Raw genomic sequence first — 21756 nt, 5'->3', positions numbered from 1 at the left:
ATGGGCTGGCATATGGCCTCCCATTTGCCAAAACTCGGACATCAGGTGTGGGTCTGGAACCGTACTGAACAGAAAGCTGTAGCGCATGCCGAAACTTTTGTAACGCAGGCAGTTGGTATTGAGCAGGCGGTTCAGGCAGATTTTATCTTTTCCTGTTTACCGACCAGCCAGGATGTAGAAGCATTAATTGCAGCTCATCCACCCAAACAAGGTGCAATCTGGATTGACTGTACCAGTGGTGTACCGGAATCAGCACAGAAACTGGCGAAGCTCTTGGAGCAACAAAGCAGTTTTTATCTGGATGCACCGGTTTCTGGCCAAACCATTGGAGCGGAACGCGGTACTTTAACTGTGATGGTCGGAGGCAATGAACAAGCCTTTGAACAAGTCAAGCCGATCATTGATGCCTTTGCAGGTTTGATTGAATATGTGGGAGAAAGCGGTTCTGGTTTTGCGGTGAAAGCCGTGAATAATACCTTAATGGCGACTCACTTATGGGCATTGGCTGAAGGGCTGACTGTGCTGAAAGGGCAGGGCGTTGATTTAAGCAGTGCACTAAACTGTATTAATCATTCCAGTGGTAAAAGCAGCATGTCGGAAAATATCATGGCACAGCGTGTACTGAGCCGTGAGTTTCACAAGACCTTTGCGCTGGATTTATTGCAGAAAGATATTGGTATTGCTTTGGAGCTGGTACAGCAACAGCAACTGGATTTATCGGTGATGTCTTTGGTTCAGCAAGAGTTTCAGCAGATTGCCAAACCTCAGGCCAGTCAGCTGGATTTCTCTGCTGCGGTGCAAGGACTGGAACAGCGGACTCAAATTGAATTAAGAAGATAATCTTTTCAAACAATATTAAAGACAGTGTTAAAGAAGTTATAGCTATAGATATATCAGTTTAAAATTTAAAAAGCCGGGAATTTTAATTCCCGGCTTTATTTATTCATTAGGCAGCTCAATAGCCTAAGTAAATTTTAATTCTGTTGATTTGCCTGATATTCCTGAATCACTTCGAGCGCTGCACGGAATGCTTCTTGTGTTGCAGGAGCGCCGCAGTAAGGCAGGCTATGCAGTAGCACTTCCTGAATTTCTTCAACTGTTGCACCATTATTCAAAGCGCCACGAACATGGCCTTTCAATTCAGTTGGGCTTTTTTGCGCGGTAAGAAAAGCAATGGTAATTAAAGAACGGTATTTACGTGGTAAAATCCCTTCACGTTGCCAGGTTGAGCCCCAGGCATGTTCATTAATCCAGTCCTGCAAAGGCTGCGTAAAAGGCACCGTATTGTCCTGAGCACGTTTTACAAAGCTTTCACCCATCACTTCAGTACGGACTTTCAAGCCATTTTCATAATCTTGTTGTGACATCATTGACCCTCAATTTTATTATGAGTCTAGCTTAACGTTTTATATCTTAGATATCATCGTGCAATAGTCGTAAAAAAGTGGCTGAATAGCCACTTGAGATATCCAAAGTGAAATCAGGAAATAACTTCACTTTGGAAAGCAAGATCCGATTTAGATAAGAGATCTATCTAAGGACTGGTTGAATGTGAAGGTGCACTTTGAACTGAAGTATCAGTACCTGTTGCATCTGCTTTCGAAATATGAGGATTTTCAAGTTCCAATACTTCCTGTAAATGCAGATCGAAGACATCAGTCAACATGCTGTCATAGCGACGCGCATTATAGTGCAGTAACTTATTGGCTTCTTCTTCATTAATAAAGCCTTGTTCATGAGCATCAGCCACATGATCAGCAAAACTGAGTCCTTTAAATTGACCTTTGTTTTCGGCTTTCTTAAAGCGATCCCAAAGCTGCTCAATCTCCAATAACATGGTGAAGGTTGATTCCATGCGGCCATTCACATCATCTTCTACTGTGCTATAGAAAACATGCTTTTTCAGTACTTTCCGGAAAGCATTATCTTCCATCATGACATTTGCGACTTCCTGTTTAAGTCGGTCAGATGGCTTCGCGACAGGTCGGCCAAATGGGAAACAGATGAGCTTAACCATGCCAGCAGCAATACCCACTGGGAAATTTGCAAACAGGTCATAAAAGGCTTCCTGAGCGGTATATAAAGATTTCTCAATTGCCAATTGTGCATGTAGACGTTCAGCTTCAGTTTTTTTGCTATGTTCAAAGAATTTCAGGATTGCCGTGGCAATGAACAGATGGGCATGAATATCAGCCAGACGGCCAGAAAGCATTTCCTTGCGTTTAATATCACCTGCCAATAGACCTAAACACATATCTGCAGTCAGGGCAAAGTTGGCACTGAGTCGGTTGATGATCTTGTAATAGGGACGGGTAAAATCAACTGCACTTTGTGACGCAGCACTTGAACCCCCGCTAAAAGCATAGGCAAAAGAGCGGGCAGTCCGGTTAAAGGTATAACCCAGATGTTTAAACAACATAGTATCGAATGGGGTCAGTGCGGCTTTCGGGTCTTCAGCTTGCAAGAGCTGTAATTCTTTATACAAATAAGGATGGCAACGCATTGAACCTTGACCAAAGATCATTAATGAGCGGCTGAGAATATTGGCGCCTTCAACTGTAATCGATACGGGAATAGCCTGATAGTTGAGAGCCAGGAAGTTACGAGGCCCCATTTGAATAGCACGGCCACCCACGACATCCATACCGTGATTGACAATTTTACGCATGGTCTCAGTGGCGTAGTATTTGGCAATTGCCGTCATGACTGCTGGTTTACCACCTTGGTTCAGACCACAAGTCACTAAATAACGGAAAGCTTCCAGCATATAAGCATCACTGGCAATTTCGCTATTGGCTTCCTGTACGCCTTCAAATTTACCCACCGAAATCTTGAATTGCTGACGGATTCGCGAGAATGCACTGACATTCAGGTAAGTCATTTCGGCACTGGAGGTAGACAAAGCTGGTAGGGAAATACCACGGCCAACTGCCAGACATTCCATCAGCATACGCCAGCCTTTACCGGCATTTTTCACGCCACCAATGATCCAGTCTAAAGGAATAAATACATCCTTACCTTCAACAGTACCATTCATAAAAGGGGAGCCAGGATTATGTCGTGGACCGACTTTTACCCCTTCATGATTGGCTGGTAGCAAGGCACAAGTAATCCCATAATCTGTTTTATCACCGAGTAGATGATCAGGGTCATACATTTTAAAAGCCAGACCGACGACAGTGGAAATCGGTGCTAAGGTAATCCAGCGTTTGGAAAAATTCATTCTCAAACCGAGAACTTCCTGACCTTCAAACTGCCCATAACAGACCACGCCGGTATCTGGAATTGCACCGGCATCTGAACCGGCTTCAGGACTGGTCAGACCAAAACATGGGATTTCTTCACCTTTGGCCAGACTAGGTAAATAACGATCTTTTTGTTCATCAGTACCGTAATGCAGCAACAGCTCACCTGGCCCGAGAGAGTTAGGCACCATACAGCTTACAGCAGCAGTGAGAGAGCGTGAAGAAATTTTGCTCATCACTCGGCTTTGAGCAAATGAACTAAAGGCACGACCGCCGTATTCTTTGGGAATAATTAGCCCCAAGAAACCATTATCTTTAATGTATTGCCAGATATGTTCAGGCAGCATTTTCTTCTCATGAATTTCCCATTCATCCAGCATGCCACACAGCGTTTCGACTTCGTTATCCAAGAATGCCTGTTCCTCAACGGAAAGTTTTGGATAGGGATAGCTATTAAAGGTTTCCCAGTTCGGCGCACCCATAAAGAGTTCTTTTTCCCACCAGCTGGTGCCGGAATCAAGAGCCTCACGTTCTGTCGGGCTAATGCTCGGCATGGCATCCGCTAAAGCTTTATAGGCTGGCCTGGAAATGAAAGACATACGCAAAGGTTCGATCATGACGACCAGACTGATCAGGATCAGAGGAATACCCAGAATCAGTGACCAAGGACTGATAAAGGCACAAACTACTGACATGATAATCAGGGTAATTGCACCAGTGGTACGGGAGAGTTGAAAAAAGAAAATCGCCCATAAACTGGCAATGAGAAGAAGTACGGCGAAAATAAATAGCATTGTTATATTTCTCCAGGGTCATACAATTGTGATGCTGCCGATCTCCCTAAGGTGTCTTCTTAAGACTTGATCAATTTTTTTACATCGCCTAAGCAACTGGCAAATTCACAATTGTTGTTGTGAGAACGATCGTTATTAAATATTTCAACGATATATTGAATGTTTTATCTGCTTTTGAGATTGTTTGAAAAATGTGCAGTCTTCAAGTGAGAACACGCAAAGAAATGTGAAGATAAGTAATAACTTAATCTCCAAGAGAGGGTAGGTAAAATAATTAAAAAGTGAACAAATATAAAATTAGTTAGGCATAAAAAAGCCCTCTACTTAAGAAGGCTTTGATCTAATTCATTTTAAGCTTCAATTGCCTGTACAGCGATTTTTTTCGCTGGATCAACTTTACGGCGTACTTCTGGAACCGGTTCGCCATAGTATTGACGATCCGCAAAGTAACTTGAACGTACCATCGGTGCTGACCAGATATTCTTAAAGCCAAGCTTACGGCCATGTTCTGCATAACGTTCGAATTCTTCTGGCGTTACAAAACGGTCGATTGGTGCATGCTGTTTAGATGGCTGTAGATACTGGCCAATGGTTACATAATCCACATCATGCGCTTTCAGGTCATCTAACAGAGCGAGAACTTCTTCTTCAGTTTCACCGATACCGACCATCAAACCACATTTGGTTGGAATTTCTGGGCAATAATCTTTAAACATTTTCAACAGATTTAAAGAGTGCTGATAATCAGAACCTGGACGCATGGCTTTATACAGACGTGGCACAGTTTCGATGTTGTGGTTAAACACGTCTGGTGGACATTCAGTCATGATGCGCAGGGCAATGTCCATACGACCACGAAAATCCGGTACCAGAATTTCCAGCAAAGTCTTTGGACTCAAAGCACGGGCTTCTTTAATACAGTCCACAAAATGCTGTGCACCGCCATCTAGCAAGTCATCACGGTCTACTGAAGTGATGACTGCATATTTTAGACCCAGGTTGGCAATCGTTTCTGCCATATGACGCGGCTCGTCTGGATCAAGTGCATTTGGACGACCATGTGCCACATCGCAAAATGGACAGCGACGCGTGCAAATATCACCCATAATCATAAAGGTTGCTGTACCCCCACCAAAACATTCAGGCAGGTTCGGACAGGCCGCTTCTTCACATACGGTATGCAGTTTTTGCTGACGAAGTGTAGTTTTAATACGCTGAACTTCCTCGGGAGCGGCCATTTTCACGCGGATCCAGTCCGGCTTACGTGGCGTTTCAACCGTAGGAACAACTTTTACAGGAATACGGGCGACCTTTTCTGCGCCGCGAAGTTTGATACCCTGTTCAGGTTTACGGTTTTCAGACATATATAACTTTTCCACTGTTTTGAAGGAGGGAGATAAATCAAAGTTAACACTTTTTTAATTATAACGAAACTCGGGTGAAATAGGGCAAAAAGGATTATTCATTTAAAAAATGTTCTTATCACACAATATATGTAAGTTAAATACACCAAATTGGCAGCAATTACGTCATAATATAGCGTAGATTAAAGCAAAATTTTTTAATTTTAAGGAGCGTTGAATGCCACGTAAAAAAGAGGTCGTTAGTGGGACTTTCGTTAAGTACGATGCGGTAGTTCTAGGTTCAGGCCCTGCGGGCGAAGGCGCGGCAATGAAACTTGCCAAATCTGGGAAGCGTGTTGCAATTGTGGATATGCGTGAACAGCTGGGTGGTAACTGTACTCACGTAGGTACGATTCCAAGTAAGGCATTGCGTCAGACGGTATCCAGTATTATCCGTTATCAACGTGATCCAATGTTTCAAAAAGTAGGTGAATGGAAACAATTCACCATGAAACAGGTACTGCGCAATGCACATAAAGTGATTCAACAGCAGGTGGATACACACTCACGTTTTTATGACCGTAACAAGATTGATATCTATCATGGTCGTGCTTACATTCAAGACGAAAATACGATCTTTGTATTTACACCAGATGGCATAAAAGAAACCATTATGTTCCAGCAACTGGTGATTGCGACCGGTTCGCGTCCATACCGTCCAGAGATTCTTGATTTCAATCATCCACGTGTATTTGATTCAGACAAAATTCTGGATCTGGATTTCTCAATCCAAAAAATCATTATTTATGGCGCAGGTGTGATTGGCTGTGAATATGCATCGATCTTTATTGGTCTGGGACATAAGGTTGACCTGATCAACACCCAACCAAAACTGCTGAGCTATCTGGATGATGAAATCTCCGATGCGCTATCTTATCACTTACGTGAACAGGGTGTATTGATCCGTCATAATGAACAGATCGACTTCCTTGAAACTTCTGATGATTATGTCGTTCTGCATACACAAAGCGGCAAGAAAATTAAGGCAGACGCTATTCTGTGGTGTAACGGCCGTTCAGGGAATACTGACGGTTTAGGCCTTGAAAATATTGGCCTGAAACCAAACAGCCGCGGTCAATTAACCGTGAATGAACAGTATCAGACTGAAGTCGAAAATATCTATGCTGCAGGTGACGTGATTGGCTGGCCATCACTGGCTTCTGCTGCCTATGACCAAGGTCGTTGCGCAGGTGCCAACATGAGTGGTGAGCAAGACGTTGCACCCGTGACAGATATTCCAACTGGTATTTATACCATTCCGGAAATTTCTTCGATTGGTAAAACTGAGCAGCAGTTGACTGAAGAAAAAATTCCGTATGAAGTGGGTCAGGCTTCTTTCCGTCATCTGGCGCGTGCACAGATTACTGGTGATACGGTTGGTGAATTAAAAATTCTGTTCCACCGCGATACGCTGGAAGTTCTAGGTGTGCATTGCTTCGGTAATAACGCTTCGGAGATTATCCATATTGGTCAGGCTGTGATGAACAGTCCTAACAATACGATCAAGTATTTTGTAGAAACTACATTCAACTATCCAACGATGGCAGAAGCTTACCGTGTGGCAACCTTGAATGGTATGAACCGTTTATTCTAATTTGATTTATTCAGGTTAGATAAAAAACCCGCAGATTTGGCTTGCGGGTTTTTTATTTTCCAGATTGAAAAAATTCAATCTAGTCAGTAATGCTGGAAATTAGGCTGCTATTTTGCGGCATTCTTCAGCACAGCGACGGCAAGCTTCGGCACATTGCTGGCAATGATCATCCTCATGATGGCCACATTCTTCTACACAATAATCGCAAGCTTTTGCGCATAGCTCGCAAATCTCTTTGATAAATGGAGATTGCTTTTGTTGCATGCGGGCGCAGAGCTGACACAGATCAGCACAGTCCAGACAGCGCTGGATACATTCCCGCATCATTTCTAAATGTTCTTCTTTCAAGCAGGCACTGGCACAGTTAGTACAGGCCAGAGAGCAGGTCATACATGCGCGGACACAATCTGAAAACTGAATCTCATTCATTTTTTTCTCCTTTTTGCGGCTATAGCAATCGCTTGATTTTTTAATACGCTAAGCAGAAAAGGAAAAATACACTAGACAGTTTGAGTGAGAAAAAGTAATCCGATTACCGATTTTGTTAAAAGCTGTATTTCTAAAAAATTTAATTTAAAACCTCTATCCTGATTTTCCCAAAATAGGATGACTAAAAATTTAAAAATAAAACCATTGAGGCGGTCATTCCTCAATGGCGGAAAATCTACATGATGAGTCGTTATTGTCGAAGGCTTAAATGACCTTTCTCTTTATTATATTTTTATGGTGATTAAAATGGACGACTACCTGCCAGGCTGATACGTTTTAATAAACGGCGCTGATCAGCAGGGAAAGGACGGCGTGAATGTAGAGTAACCTGATTGTCCCAGAACACGATATCGCCTGCTTCCCAATGGTGCTCATAAGCGAATTCAGGTTTTAAGACATGCTCACGTAATTTTGCAATCAGTTCACTACCTGCCTGATCGTCATAATTCACTAATTCAACTTCAGTATGGGTATTTAACCAAAGTGCTTTACGGCCAGATTCAGGATGGGTGCGTACCAGTGGGTGCGGATAGGCATGACCTAAAACTGGCTGATCTTTAAAGCGATATTTTGGCATATTACCTGCATAAGTATTACCACCTTTATTGCTCTGGAAGCGCACAAATGGATTATAGGTAATGAGCTGTAACTGATCGATTTGTGCTTTGGTTTCTTCATCTAATGCTTCATAAGCCTTGATGGTATTAATCCAGGACGTCTGTCCACCGTCTTTTGGCAGTTCAATGGCATAGAGTAAAGAACCAAAAGAAGGTAGCGGTGTCCACTGGTGATCGGCATGCGGAGCAAGTTCACCATGGCCGGTGTAATCCCCTTGGCCGACTGCATTGGAAACGGGTACGACATCAGGTGGAGTGCCGGTATCTGTTTTAGACGCCAACACTGGCGTGTCAGCATCTGGACGGAAGATTGAACCGAAATAGGTGGCAAAGGCAAGATACTGTAGATCATCCAGACTTTGATTCTTAAAGATCAGGATCAAATGTTCAGCCAGAGCCTGCTTTAGACGCAGGATGGTTTCACCAGATTGAGCTTTACGGGCATCGAGGCCATAAACCACTGCGCCTAGGGCTTGATCTGCCTGCGGGACAATTTTGATTTCATCAGTATTTTGGAACTGATCTTGCTGATGCCAGCGTGGTGCATCGTGAATGGCTTGTGAAAGTTGGGTTAAGCTTGTCATTGGAAAGTCTCTGAATTTTCTTGTTGCAGAAAATCTAAAAAAATCCAGAATAAAAATAAAATCATAAGAAGTGCTAAACTTATGAAAAACCGAATAAAAATATCTAAATGATTGATTTAATATCTTTTAATTAATATGGCAAAACAAAGTCCTAAAGCTGCTGAAAAATGTCAAATATTTGAAAATTAATGTGCACAAAACGCCTGATTAAAGTACTCAAACAGTTCTGGAGTCTGGCTCCAGAGCCATAAAGAAATAGAGAGGAGAAGTACCATCGCTACCGCAATGGAAAGCTTGAGCAGAAAGGTCGAATTAGTCATGTACGATTTGCTCCTCATTTACCCATAAGTGCACCAGTACGCCAAAAATACTTAAGGCAATCGACAACATCCATACCGCATTATAGTTACCACTCATGTCATGGTTTACACCGCCGAGCCAGCCGCCAAAGAATGAACCGACCTGATGGGTAAAGAATACAATCCCGCTGAGCATGGTCAGATATTTCACGCCAAACATGTTGGCGACAATACCGTTAGTGAGCGGTACGGTAGAAAGCCATAATAATCCCATGATGACACCAAACGCATAGACCGTCCAGGTGCTTAAAGGCAGCATCAGAAAGGCGATAATCGCAATCCCGCGCAGACCGTATAAACCCATTAGCAGACGTGGTTTGGAATACTTTCCACCGAGCCAGCCAGCCGTATAGGTACCGACAACATTAAATAGGCCGACCAGCGCCAGGAAAATGGTGCCAGTTGTAGCATTGAACCCATGATCAATCAGATAACCCGGCAGATGAATCCCGATAAAGACCACCTGAAAGCCACAGACAAAAAAGCCCATCGCCAGAAACCAGAATGGCTTATGGTTTTTGACTACCACTAAAATCTCTTTAAAGCTGAGTGAAACTTTATTCGGTGTAGGAGTCGCATTCGGATCGACATACATCGGGGCTTTTAACATCCAGGCCAAAGGTACAATCAAAGCGATTAAAATTGCGCTAACGACAAGTGCTGCTGACCAGCCGACATTTTGTAAAAGTAACAGCGTTGAAGGCAGCATAATAAACTGGCCAAAGGAACCCGCTGCACTGGCAATCCCCATCGCCAGACTACGTTTTTCAGGTGGTGCAGCTCGTCCAACCGCAGATAATAAAACCGGGAAAGAGGTGGCAGACAAGGCCAGACCTAAAATCAGTCCGACGCTGAGATTCAACAATAATCCGGTTGAACTGACAGCCATCAATAACAGGCCAAGCGCATATAAGGCACCGCCAACGGCAACGACAATCTTGCTGCCATATTTATCAGCGAAGGCACCAGTAATAGGCTGAACAGCACCCCAGATCAGGTTCTGCATGGCAATGGCCAAACTAAAGACATTATGACCCCAACCAAATTCTTCACTCATTGGCACTAGATATAGGCCAAATGCATGACGAATCCCCAAAGATAAACCCAGAATAATGGCAGTGCCAATCAGCATAAAAATCAGGGTTCTGGAAAATTGACTGTCAGCCATAAGTCATTCATGCACATAAAGTTGATAGGTATAGTATTCGATTCAACCTAGAGAGGCGATAAAATAAAAATTAATCAAACGATAAATTTTTTTTATAGCTGCATAGAACGTCAGAAAACAGAACAACGGCCGTAGCCGTTGTCCTGAGGTATTCAGTTTTTTAATGAAAGAATTAATTGACTAGAAACGCATCCCGAATCCGGCATAGGCGAGAATTGGATTGACTTCAATATCGGCTTTAGAGCGAATCAATTCACCTAGATTTGCATCTGTTACCGTAATCGTGGTGTCATTTTTCAGATGAGCATAAGACACTGAACCTACGGCGAACCAGGTATCATTAAAGTCATAAGTGAAGCCGACAGTCGCGACAGGAGCAAAGGCATCAGACGCTTCCAGATCAACTTTTGGATTAGCACTACTTTCTATCCCATCTAGAGAAGCGCCAGCTTTGCCTTCCTTAATGTTGGCAATCATATGACCGGCTTTAATCAGGTCTTGTTCAGTACTTGAATTGATTTCTAGTTCATTGAAATAGGCATACATGAGTCCAAGCCCGACATAAGGACGGAATTTATTGACACCTGTTTTGCCAAAATGGTACTGAAATTCAAAAGCCGGGGTCCAGGCACGTGCAGATGCTGCTGGTCCATATGCTTCCAGATCCGTAATCGGGATGTCATTTTTTAAGTCAATACTTGGTAAATCAATGCCACCCGGTATTTGAGGAATTAAATCAATACTTGGCGTTGCCATTGCAGAGAATGGTGCATAAATCTTGCCTTTACCTTGCAAGTCGACTTTGGGAGGAATGCCGGCTTTTATTTCCAGCGAGACATTGTCGGTAAAGAAATAATTGGTCATGATCCCGAGGGTAGTGACATCATCGGCTTCTAAACCCGTTCCGGCATTATTCCAGCTTTCTAGACCATAAATCTCTGCACTGCCACTTAAATTGCCAGATAAAGTTTTTCCGCCTAAGCCATCGATGAGGTTAATGAAGCCGGTTGAAAGATTCGACTCCATGGCAGGATCAAGATTGCCTTTGACTGCAGCGATCGAGATGTCACCGACTTTAGCCGTTTCACCATCTTGAACTGCTGTATTTACTGCAAATGGTTGTGCTTTTCCTTGTGGCATGACATGCAGTGCACCGACTGAAACGGAAAATCGCTTAAAGCCATCGCCATCCTGTAGGCTGAAATATGGGGATTCTGCATGTGCAAGCAGGGGTAATGTGGCTAGACCTGCCATGCATACCATGATTGTCTTCATTGTTCAGAGGACTCCTTGTCCGTGCTAGTTATTTGTTTTTCTATTGAACAATTTAGTTAAATCTCATTAATTTACACAGTTACAGAACGAGTAGTTAAAAGTTAACAGAAAGTAAAAAATGCCAAAATTTGTATAAATTGTATTAATAAAATATATATTTATGTAAAAATTATTATGAATAGTGAAGATAAATAGAATATTAATTTTTATAAAATTTTCAGTTTTATCGAAGTAATAGAATAATAAGTGAGTAACATTTTTCTCATTAATCTAAGTTTTAAATAATGATTTAAGTTTTCTGCTCTGGACGTAATTTATACAAGAAATCAGCAAATTTTCCGCTCAAAACCTACTAGGAAAAGCTTGAATAAATTTAGCTAACCGATGGTACACAGCAGATAGAGTTTTTTTGTACAATAGCCGCATAAATTATTGAGTATTGCGCATGAGCTCCCAAAATTCTCCCAAGAAAAAGCCATTGGTTAATTTACCGTTTTCATTAAAACAGGCAGAACAATCTGCTTCAGATGAGGTTCTGGAAGATCTACGACCTAAACCGCAGCGTTATGCCGACCGGACTTGGATGCCACCTCGTGGTACACGCCGTTCAATGGGCAAACGTTAACAAATAAAAAAGCCATGAAGTTCATGGCTTTTTTATGAGTAAAATTTGAGATCTTCTTAGCGAACTGTTTTACGCGCCTTATTTTCAGGTTTTGGCGGGGCAATCTCACGATCGCCTTTCCAGACATCAATAAAGTCTTTTTCATTGATATTATAAAGTTCCAGTAACGCCAGAATTACGGCACCAAACAGCATGGAACCTTCGGAATTGTTCTGGAAATCAAAAATCTTGCCATTCAGGTTATGCAGAATATCTTCAATCTCGAATACACGATCACGACCATTGCTGTCGACCGGATAAATCTGAGTGTTAAGCAGAATCTTGGCCAGACTCTTTTCATTGTCGGTCAGTGCCAGAACATCAATCAACTCATCTGTTGCCGGAGTAAAAATCACCGAATCCCGAAAGATGGTATGCAGGAATTGCGACGTAATTTTCGGAAGCGCTTTTTCTACAAAAGGCCGGAATGACTGGGGGAAAATAACATTGTGAGAAATGCCTTTGAACATCGGAGCAATTTCTTCAACTTTATAACCAGCAATGCCACAACCGACGGAAGTAATAAAATATTTAATTTTAGGATGGTTCTTGGTGTAAATCTTGAAGTCATCAATATAGTGCTGGATCTGTGAGAGAGGCATCTGTTGCAAATGCTCATTCATAGTCGGAATGGCATAACTTTGACCTGCCCAGCCACGACCAACCCCCATGATCGCCCCAAAATGCTCATAAGCTGTTCTGGCTGCTCCTCCGGCATGTTGTCCAGCCAAGTTGCTTCCGAAAACAAATACCGTATTTTCTGGCAGAGATTTAACAATACTTTCATCGTGATAATGGTAAGTCATGGCTTTTTTATTCGATGTCCTGATTAGCTTCATGTTGCCTTTGAACGCTATAAGGGTCAAGACGAAATTAATCTTTATTACATCATCAGATAAGGCAGAACTTTGTCCAGAAATTTTAGCTGAATAGCGAATAAGCTAGAATGAAGTAATGATCCGGCTCGAAATTTATGCTGATTCAATTTTGATAGAAAAGTTTAGATCTAAAATGACTTTAAGCTACGAAAGCATAATATTTCACTCGATTTATTTTACTAAACAGAAACCTGGATAGGGATTGAGTAATTCAGTTTTACCCCCATAATAAATTGAGTCGATATCCGCAGTGAAATGATTAAAGCTATGAGTGATAAACAACCCTTTGAACTGGTGACCAATTATCAACCTGCTGGCGATCAGCCACAGGCCATTGAAAAGCTGGTCAAGGGTATAGAAAAAGGCTATCACGATCAGCTTTTGCTGGGGGTTACCGGTTCAGGTAAAACCTATACTATGGCCAATGTCATCGCCCGTACCCAGCGTCCGACTATTGTTATGGCCCATAACAAAACGCTGGCCGCACAGCTCTATGGCGAATTTAAAGCATTTTTCCCGAATAATGCGGTTGAATATTTCGTCAGTTATTATGACTACTATCAGCCAGAAGCCTATGTGCCATCTTCAGATACCTTTATTGAAAAAGATGCGGCAATTAATGATCATATTGACCAGATGCGTCTTTCGGCAACGCGTGCCTTATTAGAACGTCGCGATGCGATTATTGTCGCTTCTGTTTCTGCGATTTACGGTCTGGGTGATCCGAATGCTTATATGAGCATGTTGCTGCATGTGGTCGAAGGCGACCGTATTGGACGTGATGATATTATTCGTCGTCTGGTTGAAATGCAGTATTCCCGTAATGAACTGGAATTCCTGCGTGGTACCTATCGTATTCGTGGTGAGATTATTGATATTTTCCCAGCCGAATCGGATCAGGATGCCATCAGGATTGAGCTGTTTGATGATGAAGTCGACTCCATTCGCTGGTTTGACCCTTTAACCGGGAAAATGATCCGTAAAGTGCCGCGTGTCACGATCTATCCTAAAAGTCACTATGTAACACCGAAAGACAATCTGGCTCGCGCGATTGAAACCATTCGAGATGAATTAAAAGAACGTCTGGTCTTTTTCCGTGAAAATGACAAGTTGCTGGAAGCTCAGCGGATCGAGCAGCGTACCCGTTATGATCTGGAAATGATGCAGCAGCTCGGTTATACCAACGGGATCGAAAACTATTCACGTCATTTATCTGGCCGTCCGGCAGGCGAAGCACCGCCGACTCTTTTTGATTATGTACCTGATGATGCCTTGCTGATTATTGATGAATCGCACGTAACTGTTCCACAAATTGGAGCCATGTACAAAGGTGACCGTTCCCGTAAAGAAAATCTGGTGAATTACGGTTTCCGCTTGCCAAGTGCGCTGGATAACCGTCCGATGAAATTTGAGGAATGGGAACGTATTGTACCGACGACTGTGTACGTCAGTGCAACACCTGCAAGATATGAACTGGAAAAATCTGAACAGGTGGTCGAGCAGGTGGTTCGTCCAACCGGTCTGATTGATCCGGAAATTGAAATCCGTCCAGTCCTGACTCAGGTCGATGATGTATTGTCTGAAATCAATATTCGTAAGGAAATGAATGAACGTGTGCTGGTGACGACCTTGACCAAGCGCATGGCAGAAGACCTGACGTCCTATTTAAAAGAATATGGAATCAAGGTTGCTTATTTGCACTCCGATATTGATACTGTTGAGCGTGTGAAAATTATTCATGAGCTGCGTACCGGTGTGCACGATGTTCTGGTCGGCATTAACCTGCTGCGTGAAGGTCTGGATATGCCAGAAGTTTCACTGGTTGCGATTTTGGATGCGGATAAAGAAGGTTTCCTGCGTTCAGAGCGTTCATTGATCCAGACCATTGGTCGTGCTGCACGTAACTTGAAAGGTAAAGCGATTTTGTATGCAGATCGCATCACCGATTCGATGCAAAAAGCCATTGATGAGACTGAACGCCGTCGTGCCAAACAGATTCAGTTCAATGAAGAGCATGGCATTACACCGCGTAGTGCAGTACGTCAGGTGATTAAGGAAATTGATACGGGTGAAGTGCTGGATGATGAAACTATTGAGTTGAAAGCTTCCGATCAGGCCCGTGCGATCAGTGCAGATGAGCGCCATATCATGGCCGATCCGAAGATGTTCGCGAAGCATATCAATAAGCTGGAAAAAGAAATGCTCAAGGCTTCAAAAGAGCTACAGTTTGAGCAGGCTGCACGTATACGGGATGAAATTTTACGTTTAAAAGCGCAGATGTTAAGTTAGGTCTGTGTGTAAATTACAGATTTAAATTACGTAAAATCAATCACAAACCTAACATAATGCTACAAAGTATGTCTGCGGATGCCGCTATTGTAAGTACGAAATATTCATGTTGAAAATTCTGTCCTGATCAAATAGGTATCGTATGACAACTAAAAATAATCTCCCTCATGCGGGATTGAAACTTGCAAAAATTGCAGTGGGTGGTGCAGTTCTACTTGGACTTGGGGCTGCAACCATGGCTTATGCCAAGAACGATTCTTTACCCACTGTAGAAAAAGTTGAACTGGACCGTTATTTAGGCACCTGGTATGAAGTGGCTCGTAAGCCACTTACATTCCAGAACAAGTGTGATCGTGACGTTACGGCGACGTATACATTAAATGAAAATGGTAACGTTAATGTAGATAACCGCTGTATCCAGAAAAATGGTCAGGTGACTCAATCCGTAGGTGAGGCATACATTCAGAATGCACCTTATAACACCAAGCTTAAGGTAAGTTTCTTGCCAGAGTTTATTCGCTGGTTACCAGTGGGCCGTGGCGATTATTGGGTATTAAAACTGGACGATAATTATCAAACCGTACTGGTCGGCGAGCCTAAACGTAAATATATGTGGGTATTGTCACGTGATCCTCAACTGGATCAGAATGTGGTGAATGAATACCTGCAATATGCGCAATCTGTGGGTTATGATTTGAGTGATGTAATTCATACTAAACAGACCCAACAGGCAAGAAAATAAAAGGCCACTCGGGTTATTTATAAAAACCATGCTTCGGCATGGTTTTTTTAATCCTTCTCTTTTTTAAATTATGTATTTTGCCTTGTAATTACCTTTGGCCTTTGGGCAGATGAATCTTCAAGCTTTATTTTAGACTAATCGTTATAATGCGCTGGAATGATCTTGGGTTTGAAGCATGTATAAAGGCATTGCATTATCGGTATTGGCATCAGTAGTATTTGGTGTTCTTTATATATTCACGCCATTTTTGCAGCCTTTAGACAGTGAACAGACCTTTGCCTGGCGGATGTTGGCGACCATTCCATTTTTGACTGCGTTCATGTGGTGGTCAGGTGACCTCAGCCATATCACTCAAATTTTAAAACGCATTCTCAAACAACCTGCTTTTCTGCTCTGGTTGATCATCAGTTCCCTGTTATGTACGACACAGTTGTGGCTCTTTTTATGGGGACCAATTAATGGCCGCGGTTTACAGGTATCCCTAGGATATTTCCTGTTGCCCTTAGTCATGGTGCTGGTCGGATGTGTGCTTTATAAGGAAAAACTATCGCGCTGGCAGATGGCAGCAGTCGCACTGGCCATATTAGGTGTGGGACATGAAATCTGGCGAATCGGTTCGATCGCCTGGGAAACGGTCTATGTGGCTTTGGCTTATCCACTGTATTTCTTCCTGCGCCGTCGCTTTGGTACGGATCACTTGGGTGGATTCTGGTGGGACTTGTGTCTGATTCTGCCAGTGGCTTTCTATCTGGGCTTTGTACATAGCGATTCTCTCAAGCTTATGGTCAGTTTCCCTCATCTCATCTTGGCAGTGTTGGGTTTGGGCTTCTTAAGTGCTTTAGGCTTAGGTAGTTATATTCTGGCAAGCCGTTATCTGCCTTTCGTAATTTTTGGTCTGCTGAGCTATCTGGAGCCAGTACTTTTGGCTTTTGCGTCTATGGCATTAGGGGAGCGGGTTGAAGCCGGCGAATGGCTGACCTATCTTCCGATCTGGCTGGCCGTCGTATTGTTGGTAATTGAAGGTATACTACACATTATTGAACAACGAAAAAGACGCCTGACACTAGCACAAAATTTAGAGCGTTATCAGAAACGTTTAGATTCTTGAATGATAAATTTGGCTGAATAAACAACATTTAACAAAAATCTGGTTTTTACAGGGAATAGATGATTTTTCAAATTTTAAATGCAAAATCATCTGACTAATTACAATTATTTTCAAAATTTATAGTGAATATATCGGATTTTCGGCCAGAGTTAATCAGCTTTTGATTCAAACTTGCGGCCAATTCCATTACAATTATCGGGTTTTGAAATTTATGCTTAGATTTACAATTAATTAGAGGACGTATCTGTGAGCAAAGACACTATCGTTGCCCTTCATGCAGAGCACCAAGGTCGTTGGAAAAACCGTGAAGAACTTGCGGAACGTATGATTGCCCTAGTAGGTCAGTTATATCGTGAAAAAAATATCGTAGCTACAGTTTACGGTCGCTCTTTAATTAACCGTTCTGTAATCCAGATTCTTAAAGCGCATCGTCGTACTCGCGTATTAGACGTTGAGCTTTCTGTTGTAGACACTTTCCCAATCCTTGAAGCATTGGCAAAAGTGGAAAACATCGGTACTGCTGAAATTGATCTAGGCAAACTTGCTGTTGAATTCAAAGCAAAAGGTGGTGATGTTAACGCATTCGTTGCTGACGCTGTGAAATCACTTGAAGGCAATGCAACTTCTGTAGAAGGTAAAGACGTTGTGCTTTACGGTTTCGGTCGAATCGGTCGTATCCTTGCCCGTTTGATGATCAGCCAGTCAGGTCTAGGCCGTGGCTTGAACCTAAAAGCAATCGTAGTTCGTAAATCATCTGACGGTGACCTTGAAAAACGTGCGTCTTTATTACGTCGTGACTCAATCCATGGTCCATTTGCGGGTACGATTTCTGTAGATGAAGAAAACGAAGCAATTATTGCAAATGGTCAGTTCATCAAAGTGATCTATGCATCTAATCCATCTGAAGTGGATTACACTGCATACGGTATCGAAAATGCATTAGTGATCGATAACACTGGTAAATGGCGTGATGCTGAAGGTCTTGCTCAACACCTGAAATGTCCAGGCGCTGCTCGTGTAATTCTGACTGCACCTGGTAAAGGTGACATGAAGAACGTTGTATTTGGTGTGAACCAGGCTGACATCCTTGATGAAGATCAAATCATCTCTGCTGCAAGCTGTACTACCAATGCGATTACTCCAACACTGAAAGTGTTAAACGACAAATACACAGTGATCAATGGTCACGTTGAAACAGTTCACTCGTTCACAAACGACCAGAACCTGATCGACAACTACCACAAAGCTGACCGTCGTGGCCGTGCTGCAACATTGAACATGGTTATCACTGAGACTGGTGCTGCTAAAGCGGTTGCAAAAGCACTTCCTGCACTGAAAGGCAAGTTGACTGGTAACTCTGTACGTGTTCCTACGCCAAACGTATCTCTTGCAATTCTGAACCTGACTTTAGACAAAGAAGTTGATCGTGATGAAGTAAATGAATACATTCGCCAAATCTCAATCAATTCTAACCTTCAAGGTCAAATCGGTTATACAAACTCGACTGAAGTTGTATCTTCTGACTTTATCGGTTCTCGTACTGCAGGTGTATTCGACGCTCAAGCGACCATCACTTCAGGCAACCGTTTAACTTGCTACGTTTGGTATGATAATGAAGTGGGTTATAGCTGCCAGGTACTTCGCATTGCTGAACAAATGGGCGGCGTAAGCTATCCAAAAGTTCCTGCTGAAACAAATGCGTAATTTGTAGAAATGATCTAAAAAAGAGTCTCTTTTGAGGCTCTTTTTTATTGTAGAAGACAAAGATGGCAAATCAGCTTTATAAAATCATATATATTAATTGATGGAAAATTCACCTTGATACGCCCCTATGAATCTGCTAGCTTACAAAGGGTAAGTACATTAAAAATAGTAAGTAATAAATAAAAACTGTGATCAAGAAAGGAACTCTTCAATGACCAAGTATGCAATCAGTCCATTATTGGGACAAGTGCTATCTAATGAATGTCCATCCCGTGAAATACTGGAACATCTCACCAATAAATGGTCAGTGCTGGTATTGCGCTGTTTAAGTGAGGGCGTACATCGCTTTAGTGAGCTGAAGCAGCGAATTGAAGGGGTCAGTGAAAAGATGCTTGCACAAACCTTAAAAATGCTGGAGCAGGACGGTTTTATTTTAAGAACGGTGTATCCGGTTGTGCCACCCAAAGTGGAATATCAATTGACCATTACCGGTTCGCAGGCGGCGGAAAAAATAAGTTATTTAATTAGCTGGGTAGAGCGCAGTTTGCCAGAAATTTTGGAAAATAAAGAGCGTGTTACTAAATAAAGTTTAAATTGCTTTTGGGGAAGCAATGCATGAAAAAATTAGAAAATTTAATTACCAATTTATTTTCAGTTTATGCGTATATTTTATTAGTATGTATTGGTCTTTATTGGATATTTAAGTATATGGAGTTGGATATAACTCTAGCATCTAACTTATTAATCTGGTCTGCAACGATCTTTGCTCCGATTGTAATTTTACTTACATATAAAGAATGGCAAAAGCAAAAAGCGGCCGAGGTTATTGCAGATATGGCAAAAAATTTAACAATTATTCTAGATGATTATCATAAACAGATTAAATTAATCACTGAGCAAATTGAAATAAATATTAAACATCAAATAGGCGAGATTAACGTAAATTATCCTTCACCAAATTCTTTTGACCAACAAACCATGCAAGGGATGTTAGCAAAGACATTCAGTTTAAAAAATAGAATTGATGAGTATTACAATTTAATGAAATTTGAAAATCAAGATGGAGAGCTCATAAGTAAAAAAGAAAAATTCGATAAAGTCATAGATCAGTTAAAAATTTATTGCTTTACGAGTGGAAAGGATAACCACGAATTATTCGATAAAGAATCTATTTTAAAAGGCATGGATGATTTTATTATAGAAGTATACAAATATGTTTTATATCGTAAAAGTATAATTTTTAATATTAGACTTCCTTCATAAAGAGCCTGTAAATAATTTTGTGTAATTGCTTTTCATCAATTTAAAGGTGATTGCTTAAGCGGTCACCGAATTCAATAATAAAGCGGCTCATGGCTAAACGCCAGTCGCGAATCGGCATATTCCACTTTTTAGATGCTGCATCAATGGCCAGGTAAATCACTTTACGTACAGAATCATCTGTTGGAAAGACTTTACGTTTTTTGATCGCTTGGCGTATTACGCTGTTTAATGACTCGATTGCGTTGGTAGTGTAGATGGCTTTGCGTATCTCGGCTGGATAAGCAAAGAAGGTATTCAGATTCTCCCAGTGCGTACGCCAGCTTTTGCTGATCTGTGGGTACTTGTCATCCCATGTTTGGGCAAATTGATCCAGAGCCATCAAGGCTGCCTCTTCAGTGGGTGATTGATAAACGGCTTTTAAATCCTGAGTGACCGCCTTGTAATCTTTCCATGACACATATTTCAAGCTGTTGCGCAACATGTGGATAATGCACAGCTGGATGTGGGTTTGCGGGTATACGCTGTTAATGGCATCAGGAAAGCCTTTTAGTCCATCTACACAGGCGATCAGAATATCCTGCAGCCCTCGGTTTTTCAGCTCAGTCAGAACATTTAGCCAGAACTTGGCACCTTCATTCTCAGCCATCCACATGCCGAGCAGTTCTTTGTGTCCATCAAGATTAATGCCTAAGGCAAGGAATACAGCCTTGTTGATGACACTGCCATTATGACGGACTTTAACCACAATACAGTCCATATAAACGATAGGATAGACTGCATCCAGCGGACGGTTTTGCCATTCAGCAACCTGCTCATTGACGGCATCAGTCACCTTGGAAATCAGCGTTGGAGATACATCGGCATCGTACATTTCCTTGAAGGTAGCAACGATTTCACGGGTGGTCATGCCTTTGGCATAAAGGGATAGAATCTGGCTATCCATTTGCGTAATACGGGTCTGATTTTTCTTAATCAACTGAGGTTCGAAAGTGCCATCACGATCACGTGGTGTGGTGATCTCAATCTCCCCATCATCGCTAAGTACAGTCTTACTAGAATAACCATTGCGTGAATTTGAGCCAGATTTACGGGCATTTTTTTCATGTCCGAGATGTTCGGTAAGTTCGGCATTGAGAGCCGTTTCAACAGTGAGTTTAGTCAACAATCGGGTGAATTGGTTGAGATCGTCTTCTGTTTTGATTCCTTTAGCAAATTCTGCTGCAAGGTCTTTTAGTTTTTGTTCGTTCATCATATTGCCTGACTCCGTTGTGAATATGAACATAGCAAATTCAGGCAATTACACAATTTAATTTACAGTCTCTTAAATAGGCGAATTCAAACATGAGGTGCGACAGTTTCAAAAGCCTTATGATAATCAACAAGCTGAGCAAACTTCTCTAATGGTGTAAGCCAATCTAACGCTTTTCTAGGACGAGTATTCAGTGACATGGCAACTTGATTTAAATAATGCTGATCTGCCTGATTTAAATCAATCCCTTTAGGTAAATATTGCCTAATTAAACCATTCATATTTTCGCATGTGCCTTTTTGCCATGGTGAATGTGGGTCACAGAAATATA

The 21756-nt window shown here is 42.0% G+C and carries 20 protein-coding genes; 9 read left to right on the top strand and 11 right to left on the bottom strand.

Going from position 1 to position 21756, the window contains the following annotated elements:
- On the top strand, positions 1-840 hold the full coding sequence (locus ACEWB7_RS07005) for an NAD(P)-dependent oxidoreductase (RefSeq protein ID WP_034702872.1): 840 nt from the start codon (positions 1-3) through the stop codon (positions 838-840).
- 134 nt (positions 841-974) lie between these two features.
- Here ACEWB7_RS07005 and ACEWB7_RS07000 read toward each other — a convergent pair whose 3' ends face one another.
- The 3 genes from ACEWB7_RS07000 to lipA all read right to left on the bottom strand — a co-directional run bounded on the left by ACEWB7_RS07000 (position 975) and on the right by lipA (position 5403).
- Complete coding sequence (locus ACEWB7_RS07000; protein ID WP_071851887.1) at positions 975-1367, bottom strand: carboxymuconolactone decarboxylase family protein; 393 nt, start codon at positions 1365-1367, stop codon at positions 975-977.
- A gap of 167 nt (positions 1368-1534) precedes the next feature.
- Positions 1535-4039 carry an acyl-CoA dehydrogenase gene (locus ACEWB7_RS06995; protein WP_312318421.1) on the bottom strand — a complete coding sequence of 835 codons (2505 nt, stop codon included), beginning with the start codon at positions 4037-4039 and terminating at the stop codon, positions 1535-1537.
- Between the two features lie 350 nt (positions 4040-4389).
- Positions 4390-5403, bottom strand: a complete 1014-nt coding sequence (lipA, locus tag ACEWB7_RS06990) for a lipoyl synthase (RefSeq protein ID WP_004782741.1) — start codon at positions 5401-5403, stop codon at positions 4390-4392.
- 217 nt (positions 5404-5620) lie between these two features.
- On the opposite strand from lipA, the gene sthA reads away from it, so the two are divergent.
- Complete coding sequence (sthA, locus tag ACEWB7_RS06985; protein WP_005234884.1) at positions 5621-7036, top strand: Si-specific NAD(P)(+) transhydrogenase; 1416 nt, start codon at positions 5621-5623, stop codon at positions 7034-7036.
- Positions 7037-7135: 99 nt separating this feature from the next.
- On the opposite strand, the gene ACEWB7_RS06980 is transcribed toward sthA, so the two are convergent.
- The 5 genes from ACEWB7_RS06980 to ACEWB7_RS06960 form a co-directional block, all read right to left on the bottom strand.
- Entirely contained in the window at positions 7136-7465 is a 330-nt protein-coding gene (locus ACEWB7_RS06980; RefSeq protein WP_034702880.1) for a four-helix bundle copper-binding protein, read from the bottom strand.
- A gap of 301 nt (positions 7466-7766) precedes the next feature.
- Positions 7767-8726, bottom strand: a complete 960-nt coding sequence (locus ACEWB7_RS06975) for a TauD/TfdA dioxygenase family protein (RefSeq protein WP_312318418.1) — start codon at positions 8724-8726, stop codon at positions 7767-7769.
- Positions 8727-8911: 185 nt separating this feature from the next.
- Positions 8912-9046, bottom strand: a complete 135-nt coding sequence (locus ACEWB7_RS06970; protein ID WP_312309466.1) for a hypothetical protein — start codon at positions 9044-9046, stop codon at positions 8912-8914.
- On the bottom strand, positions 9039-10253 hold the full coding sequence (locus ACEWB7_RS06965) for an MFS transporter (protein WP_034702883.1): 1215 nt from the start codon (positions 10251-10253) through the stop codon (positions 9039-9041). The genes ACEWB7_RS06970 and ACEWB7_RS06965 overlap by 8 nt, the downstream gene beginning before the upstream one ends.
- 180 nt (positions 10254-10433) lie before the next feature.
- A complete protein-coding gene (locus ACEWB7_RS06960) occupies positions 10434-11528 on the bottom strand; it encodes an OmpW/AlkL family protein (protein WP_034702885.1) in 1095 nt (364 codons plus the stop codon).
- A gap of 445 nt (positions 11529-11973) precedes the next feature.
- On the opposite strand from ACEWB7_RS06960, the gene ACEWB7_RS06955 reads away from it, so the two are divergent.
- Positions 11974-12153, top strand: a complete 180-nt coding sequence (locus ACEWB7_RS06955) for a hypothetical protein (RefSeq protein ID WP_034702887.1) — start codon at positions 11974-11976, stop codon at positions 12151-12153.
- Positions 12154-12209: 56 nt separating this feature from the next.
- On the opposite strand, the gene ACEWB7_RS06950 is transcribed toward ACEWB7_RS06955, so the two are convergent.
- A complete protein-coding gene (locus tag ACEWB7_RS06950; RefSeq protein ID WP_034702889.1) occupies positions 12210-12998 on the bottom strand; it encodes a hypothetical protein in 789 nt (262 codons plus the stop codon).
- 339 nt (positions 12999-13337) lie between these two features.
- On the opposite strand from ACEWB7_RS06950, the gene uvrB reads away from it, so the two are divergent.
- The 6 genes from uvrB (at position 13338) to ACEWB7_RS06920 (ending at position 20176) form a co-directional block, all read left to right on the top strand.
- On the top strand, positions 13338-15359 hold the full coding sequence (uvrB, locus tag ACEWB7_RS06945; RefSeq protein WP_034170047.1) for an excinuclease ABC subunit UvrB: 2022 nt from the start codon (positions 13338-13340) through the stop codon (positions 15357-15359).
- A 142-nt stretch (positions 15360-15501) separates the two neighbouring features.
- The gene (locus tag ACEWB7_RS06940) at positions 15502-16101 is read left to right on the top strand and encodes a lipocalin family protein (protein ID WP_004782725.1); all 600 of its coding nucleotides are present in this window, start codon (positions 15502-15504) and stop codon (positions 16099-16101) included.
- A 175-nt stretch (positions 16102-16276) separates the two neighbouring features.
- Positions 16277-17209 (top strand): EamA family transporter RarD, encoded by a 933-nt coding sequence (gene rarD / locus ACEWB7_RS06935; RefSeq protein WP_034702892.1) that lies wholly within the window; start codon positions 16277-16279, stop codon positions 17207-17209.
- A gap of 246 nt (positions 17210-17455) precedes the next feature.
- Positions 17456-18913, top strand: coding sequence for a glyceraldehyde-3-phosphate dehydrogenase (locus ACEWB7_RS06930; protein WP_004782721.1), 1458 nt, complete (start codon positions 17456-17458; stop codon positions 18911-18913).
- A gap of 211 nt (positions 18914-19124) precedes the next feature.
- Positions 19125-19499: a winged helix-turn-helix transcriptional regulator gene (locus ACEWB7_RS06925; RefSeq protein ID WP_034702894.1), complete on the top strand. Its 375-nt coding sequence runs from the start codon at positions 19125-19127 to the stop codon at positions 19497-19499.
- 29 nt (positions 19500-19528) lie between these two features.
- The gene (locus tag ACEWB7_RS06920; protein ID WP_312309470.1) at positions 19529-20176 is read left to right on the top strand and encodes a hypothetical protein; all 648 of its coding nucleotides are present in this window, start codon (positions 19529-19531) and stop codon (positions 20174-20176) included.
- 40 nt (positions 20177-20216) lie between these two features.
- Here ACEWB7_RS06920 and ACEWB7_RS06915 read toward each other — a convergent pair whose 3' ends face one another.
- Positions 20217-21425 (bottom strand): IS256 family transposase, encoded by a 1209-nt coding sequence (locus ACEWB7_RS06915; protein WP_312133234.1) that lies wholly within the window; start codon positions 21423-21425, stop codon positions 20217-20219.
- 86 nt (positions 21426-21511) lie between these two features.
- Positions 21512-21756, bottom strand: a 245-nt coding sequence (locus ACEWB7_RS06910; RefSeq protein WP_180033861.1) for an IS30 family transposase, incomplete at its 5' end; no start/stop codon positions are given.

Origin of the sequence: Acinetobacter sp. NIOH-H-8 (genome assembly GCF_046635365.1) — a bacterium.
GTDB lineage: Bacteria > Pseudomonadota > Gammaproteobacteria > Pseudomonadales > Moraxellaceae > Acinetobacter.
Note: the sequence above shows the minus strand (reverse complement) of the source record. Positions and strands in the feature narration are given on the sequence as shown.